The organism is Micromonospora sp. NPDC005324 (genome assembly GCF_040607155.1).
In the GTDB taxonomy this organism is placed as follows: Bacteria; Actinomycetota; Actinomycetes; order Mycobacteriales; family Micromonosporaceae; genus Micromonospora; species Micromonospora trifolii.
Genome location: NZ_JBEXGE010000027.1, coordinates 17,787 through 33,796, shown reverse-complemented (window position 1 = coordinate 33,796; position 16,010 = coordinate 17,787). Strand labels below are relative to the sequence as shown.

General features: G+C 69.2%; 15 protein-coding genes and 2 pseudogenes. 7 read left to right on the top strand and 10 right to left on the bottom strand.

Going from position 1 to position 16,010, the window contains the following annotated elements; all coding sequences use genetic code 11:
• Nucleotides 1-118 precede the first annotated feature (118 nt).
• Nucleotides 119-877: a YcnI family protein gene (locus tag ABZS40_RS25070; protein ID WP_354945877.1), complete on the top strand. Its 759-nt coding sequence runs from the start codon at nt 119-121 to the stop codon at nt 875-877.
• A gap of 41 nt (nt 878-918) precedes the next feature.
• Nucleotides 919-2,550 (top strand): copper resistance protein CopC, encoded by a 1,632-nt coding sequence (locus tag ABZS40_RS25065; protein ID WP_354945876.1) that lies wholly within the window; start codon nt 919-921, stop codon nt 2,548-2,550.
• An 84-nt stretch (nt 2,551-2,634) separates the two neighbouring features.
• Here ABZS40_RS25065 and ABZS40_RS25060 read toward each other — a convergent pair whose 3' ends face one another.
• Nucleotides 2,635-4,671, bottom strand: a complete 2,037-nt coding sequence (locus ABZS40_RS25060; protein WP_354945875.1) for a glycoside hydrolase family 76 protein — start codon at nt 4,669-4,671, stop codon at nt 2,635-2,637.
• A gap of 495 nt (nt 4,672-5,166) precedes the next feature.
• On the opposite strand from ABZS40_RS25060, the gene ABZS40_RS25055 reads away from it, so the two are divergent.
• Nucleotides 5,167-6,348, top strand: coding sequence for an MFS transporter (locus tag ABZS40_RS25055; RefSeq protein ID WP_354945874.1), 1,182 nt, complete (start codon nt 5,167-5,169; stop codon nt 6,346-6,348).
• 349 nt (nt 6,349-6,697) lie between these two features.
• Here ABZS40_RS25055 and ABZS40_RS25050 read toward each other — a convergent pair whose 3' ends face one another.
• The 4 genes and pseudogenes from ABZS40_RS25050 to ABZS40_RS25035 form a co-directional block, all read right to left on the bottom strand.
• The gene (locus ABZS40_RS25050) at nt 6,698-6,943 is read right to left on the bottom strand and encodes a CDGSH iron-sulfur domain-containing protein (protein WP_354945966.1); all 246 of its coding nucleotides are present in this window, start codon (nt 6,941-6,943) and stop codon (nt 6,698-6,700) included.
• A pseudogene (locus tag ABZS40_RS25045) lies at nt 6,923-6,988 on the bottom strand ((4Fe-4S)-binding protein); the annotation flags it as partial. The gene ABZS40_RS25050 and the pseudogene ABZS40_RS25045, both read right to left, overlap by 21 nt.
• Nucleotides 6,989-7,003: 15 nt before the next feature.
• Nucleotides 7,004-7,312 carry a GNAT family N-acetyltransferase gene (locus tag ABZS40_RS25040; protein ID WP_354945873.1) on the bottom strand — a complete coding sequence of 103 codons (309 nt, stop codon included), beginning with the start codon at nt 7,310-7,312 and terminating at the stop codon, nt 7,004-7,006.
• Nucleotides 7,313-7,336: 24 nt separating this feature from the next.
• On the bottom strand, nt 7,337-8,356 hold the full coding sequence (locus ABZS40_RS25035) for an aldo/keto reductase (RefSeq protein WP_354945872.1): 1,020 nt from the start codon (nt 8,354-8,356) through the stop codon (nt 7,337-7,339).
• A 156-nt stretch (nt 8,357-8,512) separates the two neighbouring features.
• Here ABZS40_RS25035 and ABZS40_RS25030 point away from each other — a divergent pair, with 156 nt between their 5' ends.
• The gene (locus tag ABZS40_RS25030) at nt 8,513-9,091 is read left to right on the top strand and encodes a TetR/AcrR family transcriptional regulator (protein ID WP_354945965.1); all 579 of its coding nucleotides are present in this window, start codon (nt 8,513-8,515) and stop codon (nt 9,089-9,091) included.
• Nucleotides 9,092-9,206: 115 nt separating this feature from the next.
• Here ABZS40_RS25030 and ABZS40_RS25025 read toward each other — a convergent pair whose 3' ends face one another.
• Genes ABZS40_RS25025 through ABZS40_RS25015 form a run of 3 tightly spaced genes read right to left on the bottom strand, consistent with a single transcriptional unit; the run spans nt 9,207 to nt 11,517 of the window.
• A complete protein-coding gene (locus tag ABZS40_RS25025) occupies nt 9,207-9,893 on the bottom strand; it encodes a GPP34 family phosphoprotein (protein WP_354945871.1) in 687 nt (228 codons plus the stop codon).
• Nucleotides 9,890-10,609, bottom strand: a complete 720-nt coding sequence (locus tag ABZS40_RS25020; protein ID WP_354945870.1) for an ABC transporter permease — start codon at nt 10,607-10,609, stop codon at nt 9,890-9,892. The genes ABZS40_RS25025 and ABZS40_RS25020 overlap by 4 nt, the downstream gene beginning before the upstream one ends.
• 26 nt (nt 10,610-10,635) lie before the next feature.
• On the bottom strand, nt 10,636-11,517 hold the full coding sequence (locus tag ABZS40_RS25015; RefSeq protein WP_354945869.1) for an ABC transporter ATP-binding protein: 882 nt from the start codon (nt 11,515-11,517) through the stop codon (nt 10,636-10,638).
• 104 nt (nt 11,518-11,621) lie between these two features.
• Here ABZS40_RS25015 and ABZS40_RS25010 point away from each other — a divergent pair, with 104 nt between their 5' ends.
• Together ABZS40_RS25010 and ABZS40_RS25005 are read left to right on the top strand one after the other, a co-directional pair.
• Nucleotides 11,622-12,776: a histidine kinase gene (locus tag ABZS40_RS25010; RefSeq protein WP_354945868.1), complete on the top strand. Its 1,155-nt coding sequence runs from the start codon at nt 11,622-11,624 to the stop codon at nt 12,774-12,776.
• Entirely contained in the window at nt 12,773-13,375 is a 603-nt protein-coding gene (locus tag ABZS40_RS25005; RefSeq protein WP_354945866.1) for a response regulator transcription factor, read from the top strand. Before ABZS40_RS25010 ends, ABZS40_RS25005 begins: the two co-directional genes overlap by 4 nt.
• Nucleotides 13,376-13,495: 120 nt before the next feature.
• Here the strand turns inward: ABZS40_RS25005 and ABZS40_RS25000 are convergent.
• Nucleotides 13,496-13,723, bottom strand: a pseudogene (locus tag ABZS40_RS25000) (LysR family transcriptional regulator); the annotation flags it as partial.
• A gap of 423 nt (nt 13,724-14,146) precedes the next feature.
• Here ABZS40_RS25000 and ABZS40_RS24995 point away from each other — a divergent pair.
• Nucleotides 14,147-15,058: a chlorophyllase gene (locus ABZS40_RS24995; RefSeq protein ID WP_354945864.1), complete on the top strand. Its 912-nt coding sequence runs from the start codon at nt 14,147-14,149 to the stop codon at nt 15,056-15,058.
• A gap of 86 nt (nt 15,059-15,144) precedes the next feature.
• Here the strand turns inward: ABZS40_RS24995 and ABZS40_RS24990 are convergent, their stop codons facing one another.
• Nucleotides 15,145-15,897, bottom strand: coding sequence for an SDR family oxidoreductase (locus tag ABZS40_RS24990; protein ID WP_354945863.1), 753 nt, complete (start codon nt 15,895-15,897; stop codon nt 15,145-15,147).
• Nucleotides 15,898-16,010 lie beyond the last annotated feature (113 nt).

Below are 16,010 nucleotides of genomic sequence, written 5' to 3'. Positions count from 1 at the left end.
ATGGTTCACATCCTTGACATGAATTCTGCCTGCTGATCCAATCCCTCTGATCACAGTCGACGAACCTCCCCCGGATCAACACGGCGAGCCGACTCGTCCTGACGCGCGAGGATGCGACATGCGGCGCGATGACAGAGCATCTGCCCAGCCCCCGACTGTCGAGCACGACCGCCGTCGTTCGGCCCGGACGCGGTCGCGGGGTATTCAGCGAATCGGCGCCGCCACGCTGACCGTCGGCCTGGTTGGTATCGCTTCCCCAGCGAGGGCCCACGTCACCGTCACCCCTTCCACGACCGCTGCCGGCGCCCACGCTGTCCTCCAGTTCGGTGTCGGGCACGGCTGCGGAACGTCGCCCACCACCAGCGTCACCGTCCAGATCCCGGCGCAGATCACCTCGGTGACCCCCACCCGCACAGCGCTGTGGAAGGTCGCCAAGAAGACCGAGAAGGTCGACCCGCCTGCTGTCGACCCACACGGGAACAAGATCGTGGAACGGGTCGCCTCGGTCACGTTCAGCACGGACACCCCGCTCCCGGACGGGTACCGCGAGGTGTTCGAGCTCGCGGTCCAGCTGCCCGAAGCCAGCGGAACCACACTGGTGTTTCCGACCATCCAGACCTGCGAACAGGGCGAATCGGCCTGGATAGAAGTACCGCAGGACGCGCATACCGTCGGGGAACTCGAGTTGCCCGCCCCCAGCTTCACCATCTCCGAACCTGCTGGGGGCACGCACCACCACGTGACCGCCGAGCAGGTGCGTGCTGCGACGCCGGCGGCAGGAAAGGACAACGCGCTGACACTCGCCGCACTGGCGGCCGGCCTCCTCGGCTCGCTGCTCGGTAGCGCAGCGCTTGTTCGGCAGCGCCGCCGCACATGATCGACCGGCGACCGCGGCGAGTCCGGAGAACGGCACTGCTGATGCTGGTCCTGGTGCCCGCGATGCTGCTCGGCATTTCCCGGCCGGCGTACGCCCACGCCAACCTGATCAGCACCGACCCGGCCGAAGGCGCAATTCTCCAGACCGCACCCAACCAGGTCCTGTTCACATTCAACGAGGCCGTGCGCGGCGTACCGAACGGTGTTCAGGTCTTCGACTCCCAGGGTGAGCCGGTCGAAGCGAGGGCGACAGTCGAGGGCGCCAAGCTCGACGTCAATCTGTCCGAACAACTGGGCAACGGTACGGCCGTGATCACCTGGCGCGTCATCTCCGACGACGGGCACCCCATCGGCGGCGCCCTCACCTTCTCCGTCGGCGCGCCCAGCCGCGACGTCACCCCCTCTTCGAGCGAACCGAGCAGTGTCTCGGAGGTCCCCTGGCCGCTGACCCTGACCCGCTGGGTGGGCTATGTCGGCCTCCTCCTCGCAACCGGGCTCGTCATCTTCGCCGCCATCCTCCTGCCCACCGGTCCCTGGGCCGACCGCCCACGACGCCGTTTGGTCATCTCCGCACGTGCCGCCGCGGCCGTCGGGGCTGGGGCGTGGCTCGCAGTTCTGCCGATAGCCGCGGTCTATCTGCTCGGCGGCGGGCCGAGCCTGCTCAGCCGAGGCTCGACATGGGCCTCCTTGCCGCCGACCGACTACGCCGTCTCCGCGGCCGTGATCGGTGGATCAGTAGTGGCTGTGGCTCTGCTCGGCACCGGGGCCGCCTCACGACAGCGACGCAGCGCAGCGGTAGCGGCCGCTGCGATCGCGGCCATGGCTCCTGCGCTGGTCGGGCACACCCGCGCAGCGAGCCCAGAATTCCTCGCCGTCGCTGCGGATGCGCTGCACCTACTCGCGGGCGGCATCTGGCTCGGCGGGGTCACCGGCTTGGCACTGACATTGCCCGGCCTCTCCCGTCGTGGCACCGCCGCGGCCGAGGTACTCGCCCGGTTCTCCACCGCCGCCGCCGGCGTTCTCGCGGCCCTGGTCGCGACCGGCTCGCTGCTCGCATGGCGGATCCTCGGGTCCTGGACAGCTCTCGTCGACACCAGTTATGGGCAGCTACTGCTGTCGAAAATCGCCGTCGTGCTGGCGGCGCTCGCCATCGCGGCCTGGAACCGGTGGTCGCTCCTCCCCCGGCTCAAGCGGGCAGCGAAACAACCCGACCGACAGACGCTCGCCCGGCCGGTCGCGCGCGCCACCGCCATTGAGGGTGCCGTCCTTACTGTTGCCCTGCTCATCACCGGCTTCCTCGTCGACACCAGCCCCGAGGGCGTTTCCGGGCCCGCGAGCGCGGTGGCCGAGACCAACCCCGGCACTCGGATGACAACTCTGGGCGACATCGAGGTGCGGGCCGTCGTCGCACCACTGACCCGCGGTTCCAACAGTGTCACCCTTCGGCTGAGTTCCGCGAACGGTGAACCCACGGAGGGTGTTGCGCCGCCGGTGGTGCGCCTGTCCTCCGACCGAGCGACGCTCGGCGCTGTCCCGTTGACACAGGTATCACCGGGCCACTACACGGCCCAGGTCATGCTTCCGGTAGCCGGAACGTGGCGGTTGCAGGTGTCATTGCGAGTCAGCGACTTCGCGAACCCCGTGGGCGAAATGGAGTTCGCAGTCGCAGAATGACCAGGCCGTGGGGATCTCGACTCTGTCGCCAGCTGCGCTCAGCAGCGCTGAACCGGCCACTGGACAGGTCCGCGCCGGCGCGGGTCACAGTCGGAGCCACAGGGCTGGGACGTTCGGCGGATCCCAGCCGACGACAGACGTGTGCGGCTGGCGGCATTGATAGCGAATCCCGGCATAGGTGGCGATCCCTCCGGCTACATAGGAAACACCCGGCGCCCAGGCAGCCGCGCCGGGTGGCGGGGTGGTGGGCGGCGGCGTCGTGGGACCCCCTGGGCGGTCGGTGGCGGCAAGCAGGGCGCTCAGCGCCGACGCCTGGGTGCGCCAGTCGCGCCCATTGGGGTACGCGGACGAGGTCAGCCCGGTCCACCGTTGTCCGAGCCGGTTCAGCGAGTCCCGGTCGGCGCTCCAGATCCGGTCCGACTGGACCCGCGCGTACGCCCGGTAGGAGGTCACCCCGGTGGCATCGGCCAGGTCCATCAGGTAGCGCATGAAGATGCCCTTGAACTGCTTCGCGTTGTCGCCGCAGGTCCGGTCGGGCGCGTCGCACGCCTCGGTGAGAATGCCGCCGGGGCTGAGCGCGCCGCTGGTCATCGCCGCGTCGGCCAGACGCCGGGCGTACGCCAGAACGTCACCGTTGCCGGTGGCCCGCCAGACCTCGAGCGACCCGCCCACCGCCAGGCCCTGGTTGTAGGTCCAGACCTGCTGGTTGTTGTTCGTGCAGGCGGTGGTCAGGCCGTCGTTGACGAGGTTGGAGCCGTTCACCATTGCGCTGCGGGTGAACCAGGTCCAGGAGGTGGTCGCGCGATCGAGCCAGGTGGTGTCGCCGGCCAGCCGGTTGTGCAACGCTGCGGTGAGGCGGATGTAGAGACCAGCGGTGACCGCGTTCTTGTACGTGCGCTCGCGGTCCCACCAGACCCCTCCACCGCAGGTCGACGTGTCCCAGAACTGGTGCACGTAATTGGCGATGGTGATTGCCTCGTCGAGGTACTTGCGGTCGCTCGTCAGGTCGTACGCCTGAACCCAGGCGATCCCCCACCAGGCGGCGTCGTCGATCGCCCGGCTGATGAAATGTCCCTCGATCGCATCCGAGCTCTTCACCCCGGCCGGGAACGCCACCCGGTTGACCTCGAAAGTCCGGTCCACGATCCAGCGGTAGTCGGTGCGTCCGGTGCGTTGCATCCAGTCCATCACGTGCGTCACGGCCACCGCCGAGTTCCACCAGCTGGACGGCCACCACGCGGTGTCCGGCCGGTAGTCATACATCAGCGCGTCCACAGCACCGGCCGGGCGGTCGTGCGCCGGGCGGGCCCACGCGGTGCAGGCGCCGTTGTTGCCGGTGACCGCGCGTCCACAGGCCCGCAGGGCACCGCCGTAGAGCCGGTACTGCGGGTCCCGGGACGCGAAGAGCGTGGTCCGGGTGCCGGTGCCGCCGGACGGCACCAAGGTCCGGCCGAGTGACGACCCGCCGGGCCAGCTCGCGCCTTCGTTCCAGGACCGGTCCAGCCAGACCTCGTCGCCCGACGCACCGCCGTCGATGGTCGCCCAGGCCAGGCCGCGCGTGTCCAGGTGCAGTGCGATGGTGCGGCCGCTCAGCGAGGCCGGGCCGACCGGTTGCTGATCTCCGGTGGCGGTGCCCGCGCCGGCGCCGTCGCAGAGCGCGTCGCAGGCCCGCGCCCGCACCCAGTCGGTGCACTGGATGCCGGCCGAGTCGCCGCACGCCCGGATCACCCCTCGGCGATGCCTGGCCGGGTCGGCCAGGTTGTACATCAGCGTCCGGGTGCCGGTCCAGCTGCCCGGCACGGTGGCCCGCCCGAGCAGGCCCTCCCAGGTGGCGCCGCCGTCGAAACTGCGGTCCAGCCAGATGGCGTCACCGTTCGTGCCGTCGTCGATGCTGCCCCAGGCCATCGCGTCCGCCTCGGACAGGTGCAGCGCGATCCGCCGCCCGTTCTGGATCCGGTCCGGCACCGGGAAGGTGTCCTGCCGGGCCTGGGACGGGTCGCGTGTGTCGCAGTACACCGAGCAGACCGCCGCCAGGGTGGTGATCGGCGGATCGGCCGCCGCAGGTTGCGGCGACACTCCGATGAGGACGGTGACGAGGATGAAGACCAGCATGCGTGACATGGCGCGCTCCTCAGCGCTGGACCGGAACTGCCCTGGCACACATATTGACGGCTGTCATTCGACATTAACAAGGATTGTTTCCAATGAGTTCCAGGTCTTCGACGGCCCGACGCCCCGCCGAAGCCGATGATGACACGCCCGTACTCGCCGGTGCCGGCCGTCTTGGCGGCCCATCCCCCAAACTTCCCCAGGCCGCCTTCGAGGAAGTCACCGTGGGACGGACCACCTGGCGCAACCTCCCGCCTGCCTTCGTGTACCACTGCCGAAGGCCGCTGCCCGAGGTGCCTGTGTAACGGCGATACCAAAGCATTGGGCGGCTTGACCTGCCTCACGGGATTGATGGTCGAGAGTCGAGTAGGGCGAAGGCCCGGACCGGACCTGGTTCTCTGTGCCGTACGGTCCGGGGATGATCCTGTGTGACGGCAGGCCGCACTGGCGATGAGTGGCCCGAGGCACCCCGGCCCCTGGTGGGGGTCGTATCGCCAGGTGTGGTCCGTGCCGGGCGCGCTGGCGTTCAGTTCCGTGGGCGCCCTTGCCCGGCTGCCGCAGGCGATGGTGGGCTTGGGCGCGGTCATGATGATCACCAGTCTGGGGGGTTCCTACACGGTCGCCGGTGCGGTCGCCGGTGCGATCTCGCTGTCGCAGGGCTTGCTCGCACCGCAGGTCAGCCGGCTTGCCGACCGGCTGGGTCAGGCCCGCGTGCTGGCACCGCAGGCCCTCGCGAACGTCACGGCGCTGCTGGCCCTGGTCATCGCCGCCTACCGGCAGGCGCCTGCGGCGGCGTTGATCGGGCTCGGCGTGGCCGTCGGGGTGTCCGTGCCGCAGATCGGGGCGCTGACACGCGCCCGCTGGACAGCGTTGCTGCGCGGTGATCAGCGCCTGGATACCGCCCTGGCGGTCGAGTCGCTCATCGAGGAAGCGATCTTCGTGATCGGCCCGGTACTGGTCGTCGCCGCCACGACGGCCATCGCGCCCGGAGCGGGGCTACTCATCGCTGCCGCCGTCGTCGCCGTCGGCTGCGGCCTGTTCCTCGCTCAACGGTCGACCGAGCCGGCGGCGCAGCCCGACGGACATGGCGGCCGCCGGGTGCGAGCGACGTCCCACCCCGCGTTGTGGGTGCTCATCGCCGTGTTCCTGAGCATCGGCGCGCTGTTTGGCTTCATCGAGGTCGGCGTCGTGGCGCTGACCCGTGAACTCGAACGTCCCGACGTGTCCGGCGCCATGCTCGCCGCCTGGGCGGGCGCCAGTCTGATCTCCGGCGTCGTCTATGGCGGCCAAACCTGGCGCACCCACACGCGGGGACGGTTCCTGCGCGGTGTCGCCGCCATGGCGGCGGGCAGCGTCCTGGTCGCCGCCTGCACCAGCTCGCTGACGCTGGCCACCGCGGCACTCGTGGTCGCCGGCGTGGCCAACGCGCCCACCCTGATCGCCGGTAACACGCTCGTCGCCACCGTGATACCGGGCCACGCCGTCACCGAGGCGTACACCTGGCTCGGGGTGACCATTCCCGCCGGCATCGCCGTCGGCGCACCCATCGGCGGTGCCCTCATCGACACCACCGGTGCCGACGCCGCCCTATGGGCGGCCACCGGTGCCGGCGTCGTCGCCCTGGCCGCCGCCTTCGCAGGCCGTCATCACCTCAGCACCACACCCGCGGCAACGCCGCCCCCACTGTAGTGGGGCCCAATTTCGCCCCGATGACGACCGTGGCGCGGTACGGGTCGTCGTCGGCGCACCGGACGCCACCAGAAGCCATCCGGACACGGCGGGGCGGGCCGGCCACCGAGGCGATGCTGCTAACCGTCCATGTTCCGTCGACGAACGCAGCGACGGAGAGACAGAGCACCTGCCGCCCGGACGGTGCGGCCGCGAGGTCTTTTCGGTCAGTGGCGTCGGATCCGGCCCTCCCCCACCGCATCGATGAAACCTGTCGACGCCTCTGCGGCGTCGCACCCATCCCCGCCTCCTTCGGCATGACCACCCGGCACAGCGCTCTCCCGGAGCATCCACCGATGGGGGTGACGGGTCAGCCCTGCGGTGCCTGACCGCAGGGCCCCGAGTGGTCGCAGTACGGCTGAAGCTGGCTCTGCCCGCACGCACACAGGACAACCCTGGTCTCCGCGCGCGGACCTTCCGGCGTATCCACGCTCAGCTCGCCGTGCACGACCACCTGTCCGATGGAGTTGCGCGCAATCCGCGCGGGGCGGTCCGGGGTCTCGGCCCCGCCGTCCACGAGTTCGTACTGCAGCGCCCCCGAGGGGCAGCGCCGCACCACTTCGGCCAAGCGCTCGGCCTCGGCCCCGTCGGGCCGAATCCACGGCCGCTGACCCGTTCAGTCGCTGACTCTGCTGCGGGACTGGTACACCAGATCCTGATACTCCGGGTGCCTGGCGATCCACCCCGCGATGAATGGGCAGGTCGCCAGGACCAGCAGGTTCGCGGCCCGCGCCTCATCGAGGGCGGTGCGGGCCGGTGCCGCTCCGACTCCCCTGCCCTCGTACTCGGGCGAAACCTCGGTGTGGACGAACGCGACGAGTTCCGTGGTACGGATGTATTGCGCGACGCCCGCGACCCTGGACTCTCCCTCGACCCGGGCCTCATATCGCTTGGCCTCGGGAGCATCACTCACCCTTACTGCCATGTGCCCTCCATGTGTCTTCAGTGGTCAGCGGCGGCGCAGCGCCGGCTCGAGCAGGGCGGGCGGGGTGTCGTTCTTCTCGTTGGCGGCGAGGTCGACGCCGGGAGCCACGATCGCATCGATCGCGTCCAGCACGTCGGCCGAGAGCACCGTGTCCACGGCCGCGAGCTGCGAGCGGAGGTGGTCCATCGTGCGGGGGCCGATGATCGCGCTGGTCACGCCCGGGTGTGCGGTGACGAAACCGAGGGCGAGCTGGATCATGCTGAGGCCGGCCTCGTCGGCGAGTGTGGCGAGCTGCTCGACGGCGTCGAGCTTGGCGCGGTTGGCGGGGATGCTGATGTCGTAGCGCTGCTGCATGAAGCCCGCGCGGTTCGTGCTGATGTCCTGGCCGGCGCGGATCGCCCCGGACAGCCAGCCCGACGCCAGCGGGCTCCAGGCGAGCACGCCCATGCCGTACTCCTGCGTCGCGGGCAGCACGTGGGTCTCAATGCCACGCTGCAGGATCGAGTAGTTCGGCTGCTCGGTCACGTAACGGCTCAGACGTCCCTCGCGGGCGGCCCACTGCGCCTGCACGATGCGGTAGGCCGGGAACGTCGAGGAGCCGAAGTAGCGGATCTTGCCCGCGCGCTGCAGGTCCGTCAGCGCCGACAGCGTCTCGTCGTCGCTGGTCGTCGGATCCCACCGGTGCATCTGGTAGAGGTCGACGTGGTCGACGCCGAGGCGGCGCAGGCTGTTCTCCAATGCGGTGACCAGCCAGCGGCGCGAGCCACCCCGCTGGTTGCGCTCGTCGCCCATCGGCAGGGTCGCCTTGGTGGCCAGGACGACGTCGTCCCGGCGGCCGGCGATGGCCTTGCCGACCATCTCCTCGGACTGGCCGCCGCTGTAGGCGTCGGCAGTGTCGATGAGGTTGATCCCCGCCTCGAGCGCGCCGTCGACGATGGCGGTGGCTTCTTCCTGGCTGGTGTTGCCGATCTTGCCGAAGTTCATCGCGCCGAGTGCGAGGGTGCTGACCTGTACACCGGTGCGACCCAAGGTGCGGTACTGCATGACTGTTTCCCCCTTCAGACGTCCGGCGGTGCCTGGTTTGGTGACAGCACGGCCGGTCAGTATGGTGAACAAGCGGAACGCTGTTCCGATAAACAAGATACGGAACGATGTTCCGTATGCCTAGTGGAGTGACGGAGGTAACGCGACGTGGCCGACATCAACAGCGGCTCGGAGCAACCGGTCCCGCGCAAGCGGGCCGACGCCCGGCGCAACGAGAAGGCCCTGCTCGACGCCGCTGCCGCGGCGTTCGTCACCTCCGGCGTCGACGTCCCTGTGCGGGACATCGCCGTCAGGGCGGGCGTCGGCGTAGGCACGATCTACCGCCACTTTTCCACCCGAGCCGACCTCATCGTCGCCGTCTACCGCCACCAGATCGAGGCATGCGCCGAGGCAGGACCGGCTCTGCTGGCCGACAGCGACACACCGCACGCCGCCCTGGCGCAGTGGATCGACCTGTTCGTCAACTTCCTGGTCACCAAGCACGGCCTCGCCGCAGCGCTACAGTCCGACGACGCCGCCTTCCAGACCCTGCACGCCTATTTCCTCGACCGGCTCGTCCCGGTCTGCGACCAGCTCCTCGCCGCCGCCGTCGCCGCCGACGAGATCCGCCCCGACATGGATGCCTACGGACTGCTGCGCGGCGTCGGCAATCTTTGCATCGGCGCGGGCAACGATCCCCGTTACGACGCACGCCGCCTGGTCGGCCTCGTCGTGGCCGGGCTTCGCGTCCGCTAGTAGGGCTTTGGAAGGCACGCCTCGGATCGCGCGGGCGGAGGTAGCCGTCGCCTCGGCGGATGTGGGTGTCGATGGTGTCCCAGTTGCCGGCACCCGCCGTGTGGTGAGGTGTGTCCTAGCTGCGTGGAAGCACGGTGATGGCCGCGATGGCGCTGTTGACGACGGTGGCTGTCACGGTGCGGGTTACGGCTTGCGCCGCGGCGTCGGCTCCCCAGTCGCCTCGCTCGAGTTCCTTGGCCCGCGTGATCACCGATGACGTCCATGGGATCTCGCTGTGGAACTGCGGGAGGGTTCCGCTTGCGGAGAGCAGTGCCGCGAGCGCGGCGATGCGGGTCGGCGGCTGCGTGCCCTCCACGAGGACCTGTCGGACGTCGGCGAGCAGACGTGCCCGGCGTCCGGTCCCACCCTCCCGGAGAGCTGTCGTGCGGAAGAGGCCGAGCACCTTGCGCGGATGCTGGTCGATGTCGCCTCGCGCGATGAGCCTGTCCAGCACCGGCGCACGCAGAGGGGGACCGATCGCCGCGAGCGCGGTCTGTACGCCCTTTGGCTTTGCGGAGAGGTAGTCCCACGCCGGACGCAGAAGGTCGTCCGACGGTGGGTGACCCTCAACGCTCCTGACCCTGCCCCGGGCCTCCGTGGTCAGGTGGTCGCCGAGGGCGAGGTCCGTGAGGACGGCTCCGCCGAGGACGTAGAAGAGGGTGTTCTCGCCGGCGATGGTGCCGGACGCAGGTTGGAACAGGAGCAGCAGGAGGTCTTCCACCAGTGTCGGTTGGTGGGAATGCTCGCGGGGTTCGGTGGTCATCGGCGGGGCTCCCAGCGGAAGAGTCGGGTGGCGAGGGTGACGGCGATGGCGACCCAGGCCAGGGTGGGTGCGAGCAGGAGCAGGGATTCGGTCACGGCGACGCCGCCGTTCCAGGCGTTCATTGTCAGTTCGGTGGCGGCGCCGCCGGGCAGGAGTCGTTTGAGCCAGGTGAGGTCCGCGGTGCCGGTGATGCCGATCCAGCTGGACACGGCGATCACGCCGAGGGTGATGGGCAGGGTGGTGACCTGGGCGTGTTCGGGTGAGTTGGTCAGCCCGGCGGTGGCCAGCGCCAGTCCGATCATCATGGCCAGGGTGGCGATGGTCGCGACCACGAGCAGGGCGATGTTCGCCGGGTCTCCGGCGACGATGGCCAGGGCGGTCAGGATCACGGTGACCTGGATCAGGGCGAGGACGACGACGGGCAGGAGCAGTCCGGCGAGGATGCTGGTGTCGCTTGCGGCGGTGGAGCGCAGCCGCTTGAGGAAGAGGTTCTGTCGTCGGGAGGCCAGGGTGGTGACGGCGGTGGCATAGAGCCCGAAGGCGGTGATCGTGAACAGGACGATCGCGGCGATGTAGCCGAGGCTGCCGAGGGCGGCGTAGGTCTCGTGCTGGCGGACGAAGAACGCGCTGACGACCACCGGGATGATGAGGCTGGTGATCAGTACCAGCCGGTTGCGGAAGATCTGGATCAGTTCGCTGGACGCGATGGACAACACGGTGCGGCTCCTCGCGGAAGATCGGATCAGTTGTTGATGGCGCGGAAGACGTCGTCCAGGCGGGTCGGTCCGGCCTCAAGGCCCTGCAGCTCGACGGCGTGGTCCTGGGCCCAGCCGAGCAGGACGTGCAGGTCCTTCTGCAGTCCGAAGGTCTCGACCACGACCTTCCCCTCGGCGTTGACGGCGGCCTGTAGCGGTAGCGTCGGTGACCCGACCGGGAGAGAGAAGCGGATGACCGCGGGCAGGGTGCGGGTCAGCTCGGCCACGGTGCCCTCCCGGTGCAGGGTGCCCTGGTGCATCAGCCCGATCCGGTCCGCGCGTTGTTGTGCCTCCTCCAGATAGTGGGTGGTGAGCACGATGGTCGCGCCGTTCTCCCGGAGCCGGTCGACGGTCGTCCAGACCGCGTCGCGGGACTGGATGTCGAGGCCGGTGGTCGGCTCGTCCAGGAAGATCAGCTGCGGGGTGCCGTAGACCGCTGTGGCGAAGTCCAGCCGCCGTTTCTCCCCGCCGGACAGCTGCGACACCTTGCGGCCAGCTCGGCCGGTGAGGTCGACCATGTCGAGCACCCGGTCGACGTCGTCGGTGCGTCCGCTGAGCCGGCCGATCAGCCGGACGGACTCACGTACGGTGAGGTCCGGGGAGAATCCGCTCTCCTGGAGCATGACGCCCATCCGGGGACGTACCGCTCGCCGGTCGTCGGGGCTGCGCCCGAAGACGCGTACGGTGCCCGAGGTTGGCCTCCGGTGTCCCTCGATGACCTCCAGGGTCGAGGTTTTCCCGGCTCCGTTGGTGCCCAGCAGTGCGTAGAGCTCTCCGGGTCGTACCTCGAAGGAGAGGTCCTTCACGGCGTGGAAGTCGCCGTAGGTGAGGTTCAGCCGTTCGACTTCGATGACGGGTGTGGTGGACATGCACCCATGACAGCAGCGATCGCGGCCAGCCGTCAGTGCAACCACGTCATGGCTACAAGTGACGTGGTGTCACTGGTCGTGGCCGGTGGCTGCCGGATACTGACATGGTGACCGCGAGATCGCCGCGCTTCACCGAGTCGACGCAGGGAAGGCTGCGCCGGCTCAACCTCGCCACGTCACTGCCGCCGGTGGTGTTCGCCGCGGTGGTCCTGCTCTGGACCGACGCGCGTGCCTGGTGGCACATCGTCGTCCTGGCGCCCGGGGTCGTGGCGGCCGTGGTGGCCTTCGAACGGTGGACGGCCAACGACCTCGCCCGGGTCGCCCTGCCGTGCCTGGTCGTGGCCGCGACGGTGTGGCCGCTGGGGGTCCTGGTGACCGGCAGCCCCAACGCCTACTGGGGTGTGTGCGCCGTCGGGTCGCTCGCCCTGCGGGAGGTCCGGCGGCGCCGGAAGCTGGCGGTGGCCGGCCTGTTCACCTACGTCGCCGCCGTCGGCGCGGCGCGGCTGCTGGTGCAGCGCGACGACATCGGTCACGTTCTGGTCACCTACGTCCTCATCCCGACCGTCCTCACCGTCGTCGTGACGGTCTTCACGATCGTGGGCGAGCGGTTCTACGACCTCATCCGGGAGCTCGAACAGACTCGGGAACGCGAGGCGGAGCTGGCCGTGGTGCGGGAGCGCGTACGGTTCGCCAGCGACCTGCACGACATCCAGGGCCACACCCTGCACGTGGTCAAGCTGAAGATCGCCCTCGCCCAGCGACTCCTGGTGCGCGACACCGCTCGGGCGGAGAAGGAGCTGCGGGAGACGTACACGTTGGTCAGCGACACCATCGCGCAGACCAAGGAACTCGCCTACGCCCAACGGCGGCTCAACCTCACCGCGGAGATCGAGAACGCGAAGAACCTGTTCGAGGCCGCCGGTATCCGGGTCCGGGTGACCCGCGAGGCCGACGTCGACACCCGCGCCAGCGAACTGCTCGGGCTGGTGCTGCGGGAGACGACAACGAACATCCTGCGCCACGCGCAGGCCACCCAGGTGCAGATCACGCTCGCCGCGTCGGGCATCACCATCGTCAACGACGGCGCGACCGCCGGCACGCCCCCCGAGCTTCGAGGACTGGCGGCACTGAGGCAACGGGTGGCCGGCGACGGGGGTGAGCTGACAGTGGAACAGAACGACGGGCAGTTCCTGACCGCAGCGGTCTTCCCACCCGCTCGGGCCGACGCGGCCCCGACCGTTACGGGGGACGGCCGATGACCACCATCGTGCTCGCCGACGACGAGGTGCTGCTGCGCACGGCCCTCGCCGCGCTGCTGCCGATGGAGGGCGACATCAGCGTTCTCGCCGAGGCGCAGGACGGCCAGACGGCTATCGCCGCCACCCTCCGGCACCGGCCCGACGTGCTGGTCATCGACCTGGAAATGCCCGGCGTGGACGGCCTCGACGCGGTCGCCGAGATCCGCCGGGACCGACCCGAGCAGGTGATCCTCATGCTGACCCGGCACGCCCGCCCCGGCGTGCTGCGCAAGGCGCTGAAGCTCGGCGTCCAGGGCTTCGTCAGCAAGTCCGCCGAACCAGCCCACATCACCTCGGTCATCGCCACCCTGCACGCGGGGAAACGCTGGATCGACCCGGACGTGTCCGCGCTCGCCGTCACCGACGACTCCCCCCTCACCGACCGCGAAGCCGACGTCCTGCGGGTCACCAGCGAGGGCTACTCAGTTGCCGACATCGCCGCCCGGCTTTACCTCGCCCCGGGCACCGTCCGCAACTACCTCTCCAACGCCATGCGCAAGACCCAAACCCGCACCCGCCACGAAGCGGCCCGCTATGCCCGCGAACACGACTGGCTGTGAGCGGCGGACGGCCGACTCGCCGAGCGCTTCACCCAGCAGGCGTTCGCCGCGGGCACCCCTTGCCGAGCAACTCCTGACCGGCCTGCGGTCGGTCGGCAAGATCGGCAAGGCCGCCAGCAGCACCCGCCAGGACGGCGACGCCTCCGGAACCGCGACGATCCCGGCCGCGACCTCCAGGGTCTGGCAGAGCCGGGCGCGCTCAGACGGGCCGTCCGGCCGTACCTCCAGGTGGATTTGTTGCCGCCACGCCGCGACGCCCAGGGCGGCCATGCGGCACGGCGGGCAGACCTCGGGTACGGCGGCCCGCAGCGGGCGCAACCGTGCCCGCCGGGCGTCGTCGGTCCTCGCGTGGCGACGCTGAGGCCGTGCTTGATTGCCAGGAATTCAACGAAGGCGGCGATCCATCGACTCAACGCCTCGACAGCCGGGACCGGATGCTGCGCAAGCTCTGCGGGCAGGGCCGTGCACTCGTCAACCTGGCGACCGAACACGGCACTTACCAGGTCTGCGTGTGGGAAAGTGCCGGTAGGCGGTGCCGCCTTCCGCGTCAGCGCAGTTGGCGATGTCACGGACAGGCGCCTGTAAGCCCTCGTCGAGGAACACCGCCGTCGCCGCCGACCAACAACGTTTCGCGGTCACATCGCATGTTCCGCCGCGTGCGCCGATTGTGCCGGGCACCACACCCATTGTTGCCGGAACAACGTTCCGCTACGGTTGCGGAACGCTGTTCCGTTAATTTGACAGGTGCAAAGCATCTTACGGAGAAACACCTTGCCCAACACACCGCACGGACGCCAGCTCATCGCCGTCAAGCCCATCACCGTCCCCACCACCGACCGCGGCATCGACCTGCAGGTTAAGGTCACCGCACCGGCCGACGGCGAGAATCTGCCGGTTATCGTCTTCTCCCACGGCAACGCCTGGTCGATGGATGGCTACGAGCCGCTCGTAGACCGGTGGGCGGTGGCCGGTTTCGTCGTGGTCCAGCCCACACACCTCGACTCCCGCCGCAACCGCATCGGCCTCGACGACCCTCGCTTCGCCAGCATTTGGCGGGTGCGAATCGCCGACATACATGCCGTTCTGGACCACCTCCGGGAGATCCTCGGTCAGAGCGGCGGCCTACTCACGCGAGTCGACCTCGACCGCGTTGCGGCCGTCGGGCACTCCTGGGGAGGGCACACCACCGGAGCCATCCTCGGTGCCCGGGTATTCGACGCCGCCGGCAACCCGGGCGAGGACTTCTCTCACCCCGCCGTCAAGGCTGGCGCCCTCATCACCACGACCGGTACTGGCGACTCCCTGACCCCCTTCGCCGTCGAGCACCTCCCGTTCATGCGCCCGGACTTCTCCACCATGACCGCGCCCACGTTGGTCATCGCCGGCGGCAAGGACCAGTCGGCCATGTCTACCCGTGGACCCGACTGGTTCACCGACGCCTACTTCCTCAGCCCGGCGCCGAAGCGACTGCTCACGATTCCCGACGGCGAGCACACCCTCGGCGGGGTCGCTGGCGAAGCTGTCAAGGAGACCACCGACGAGGACCCCGCCCGCGTCGCCCTCGTCGCTGACGCCATCTCTGCCTACCTACTCGATGTCCTAGGCCTCGACGCGAACGGCTGGGACGCCCTGAAGGATCAGTCTGCCGGCAGCTTCGACACCTTCACCATCGAGAACAAATAGGTACGCAAGCTCAGGAGGGAGTGTGGATCTCACGGCACCTTCCTCTTCTTCAAGGATCCGGTCGATGTGGTGCGTCCGTTCGACTGTCAGTCGATCGACAGCGAGGGTTTCGGGGGCTCGACCACGGTGAGGCCACCGTCCACGGGAATAACGGCCCCGTTCACGTACGAGCCGCCGGCACTGGCGAGGAAGGCGATCACCTCGCTGACATCCTCCGGTTGGGCGACGCGGCGCAGCGGGATGAGAGGGATGTACTTGTCGAGATATTCGACAGGAGCGCTGGTGTACACCGGACCGGGTGCGACCGTGTTGACGCGCACACCGGCCGGGCCGTACTCTGCGGCCCAGGCACGGGTCAGGGAGTTCACCGCTCCCTTGGTGGCGGCGTAGACCGCGTTGTTGAAGTCCCCGAGTGTGGCTGACCCACTGCTGACGTTGATCACGCTGCCGCTGCCCCGCTCGGCCATCTTCGGAGCCAGGGCAGCGGTCAGCATGTAGACCGCCCGCAGGTTGCCGTCGAGCATTGAGTCGTACTGCTCAGTAGTAATGCTGGCGCTGGGGCCGAAGCTGGCCGCCCCGGCGTTGTTCACCAGCACATCCACCTGGCCGGCTTCGCGGGCCAACCGGGTCACGTCCTCCTGGTTGGTCAGATCGGCGGCGATGAAACGGGCCGTGCCGCCATCGTTCTGGATCCGCTTGACCACCTCGGCACCGCGCTGGGTGTCGCGGCCGGTTACCACCACGCTCGCGCCCCGCGCGGCCAAGGCGTAGGCCGTCGCCCGGCCGATGCCGGTGGTGGAACCGGTGATCAGTGCAGTCTTACCGGTCAACTCACTCATCACGCGCACTCTCTCTCTAGACGGTCTCATCTCACCGATCCCGGCAACCTGGAATTCTGTACCGACCGATCGGTGCAGAACTAACGTAGCAGTTGTGGATCGGTCGGTACGCA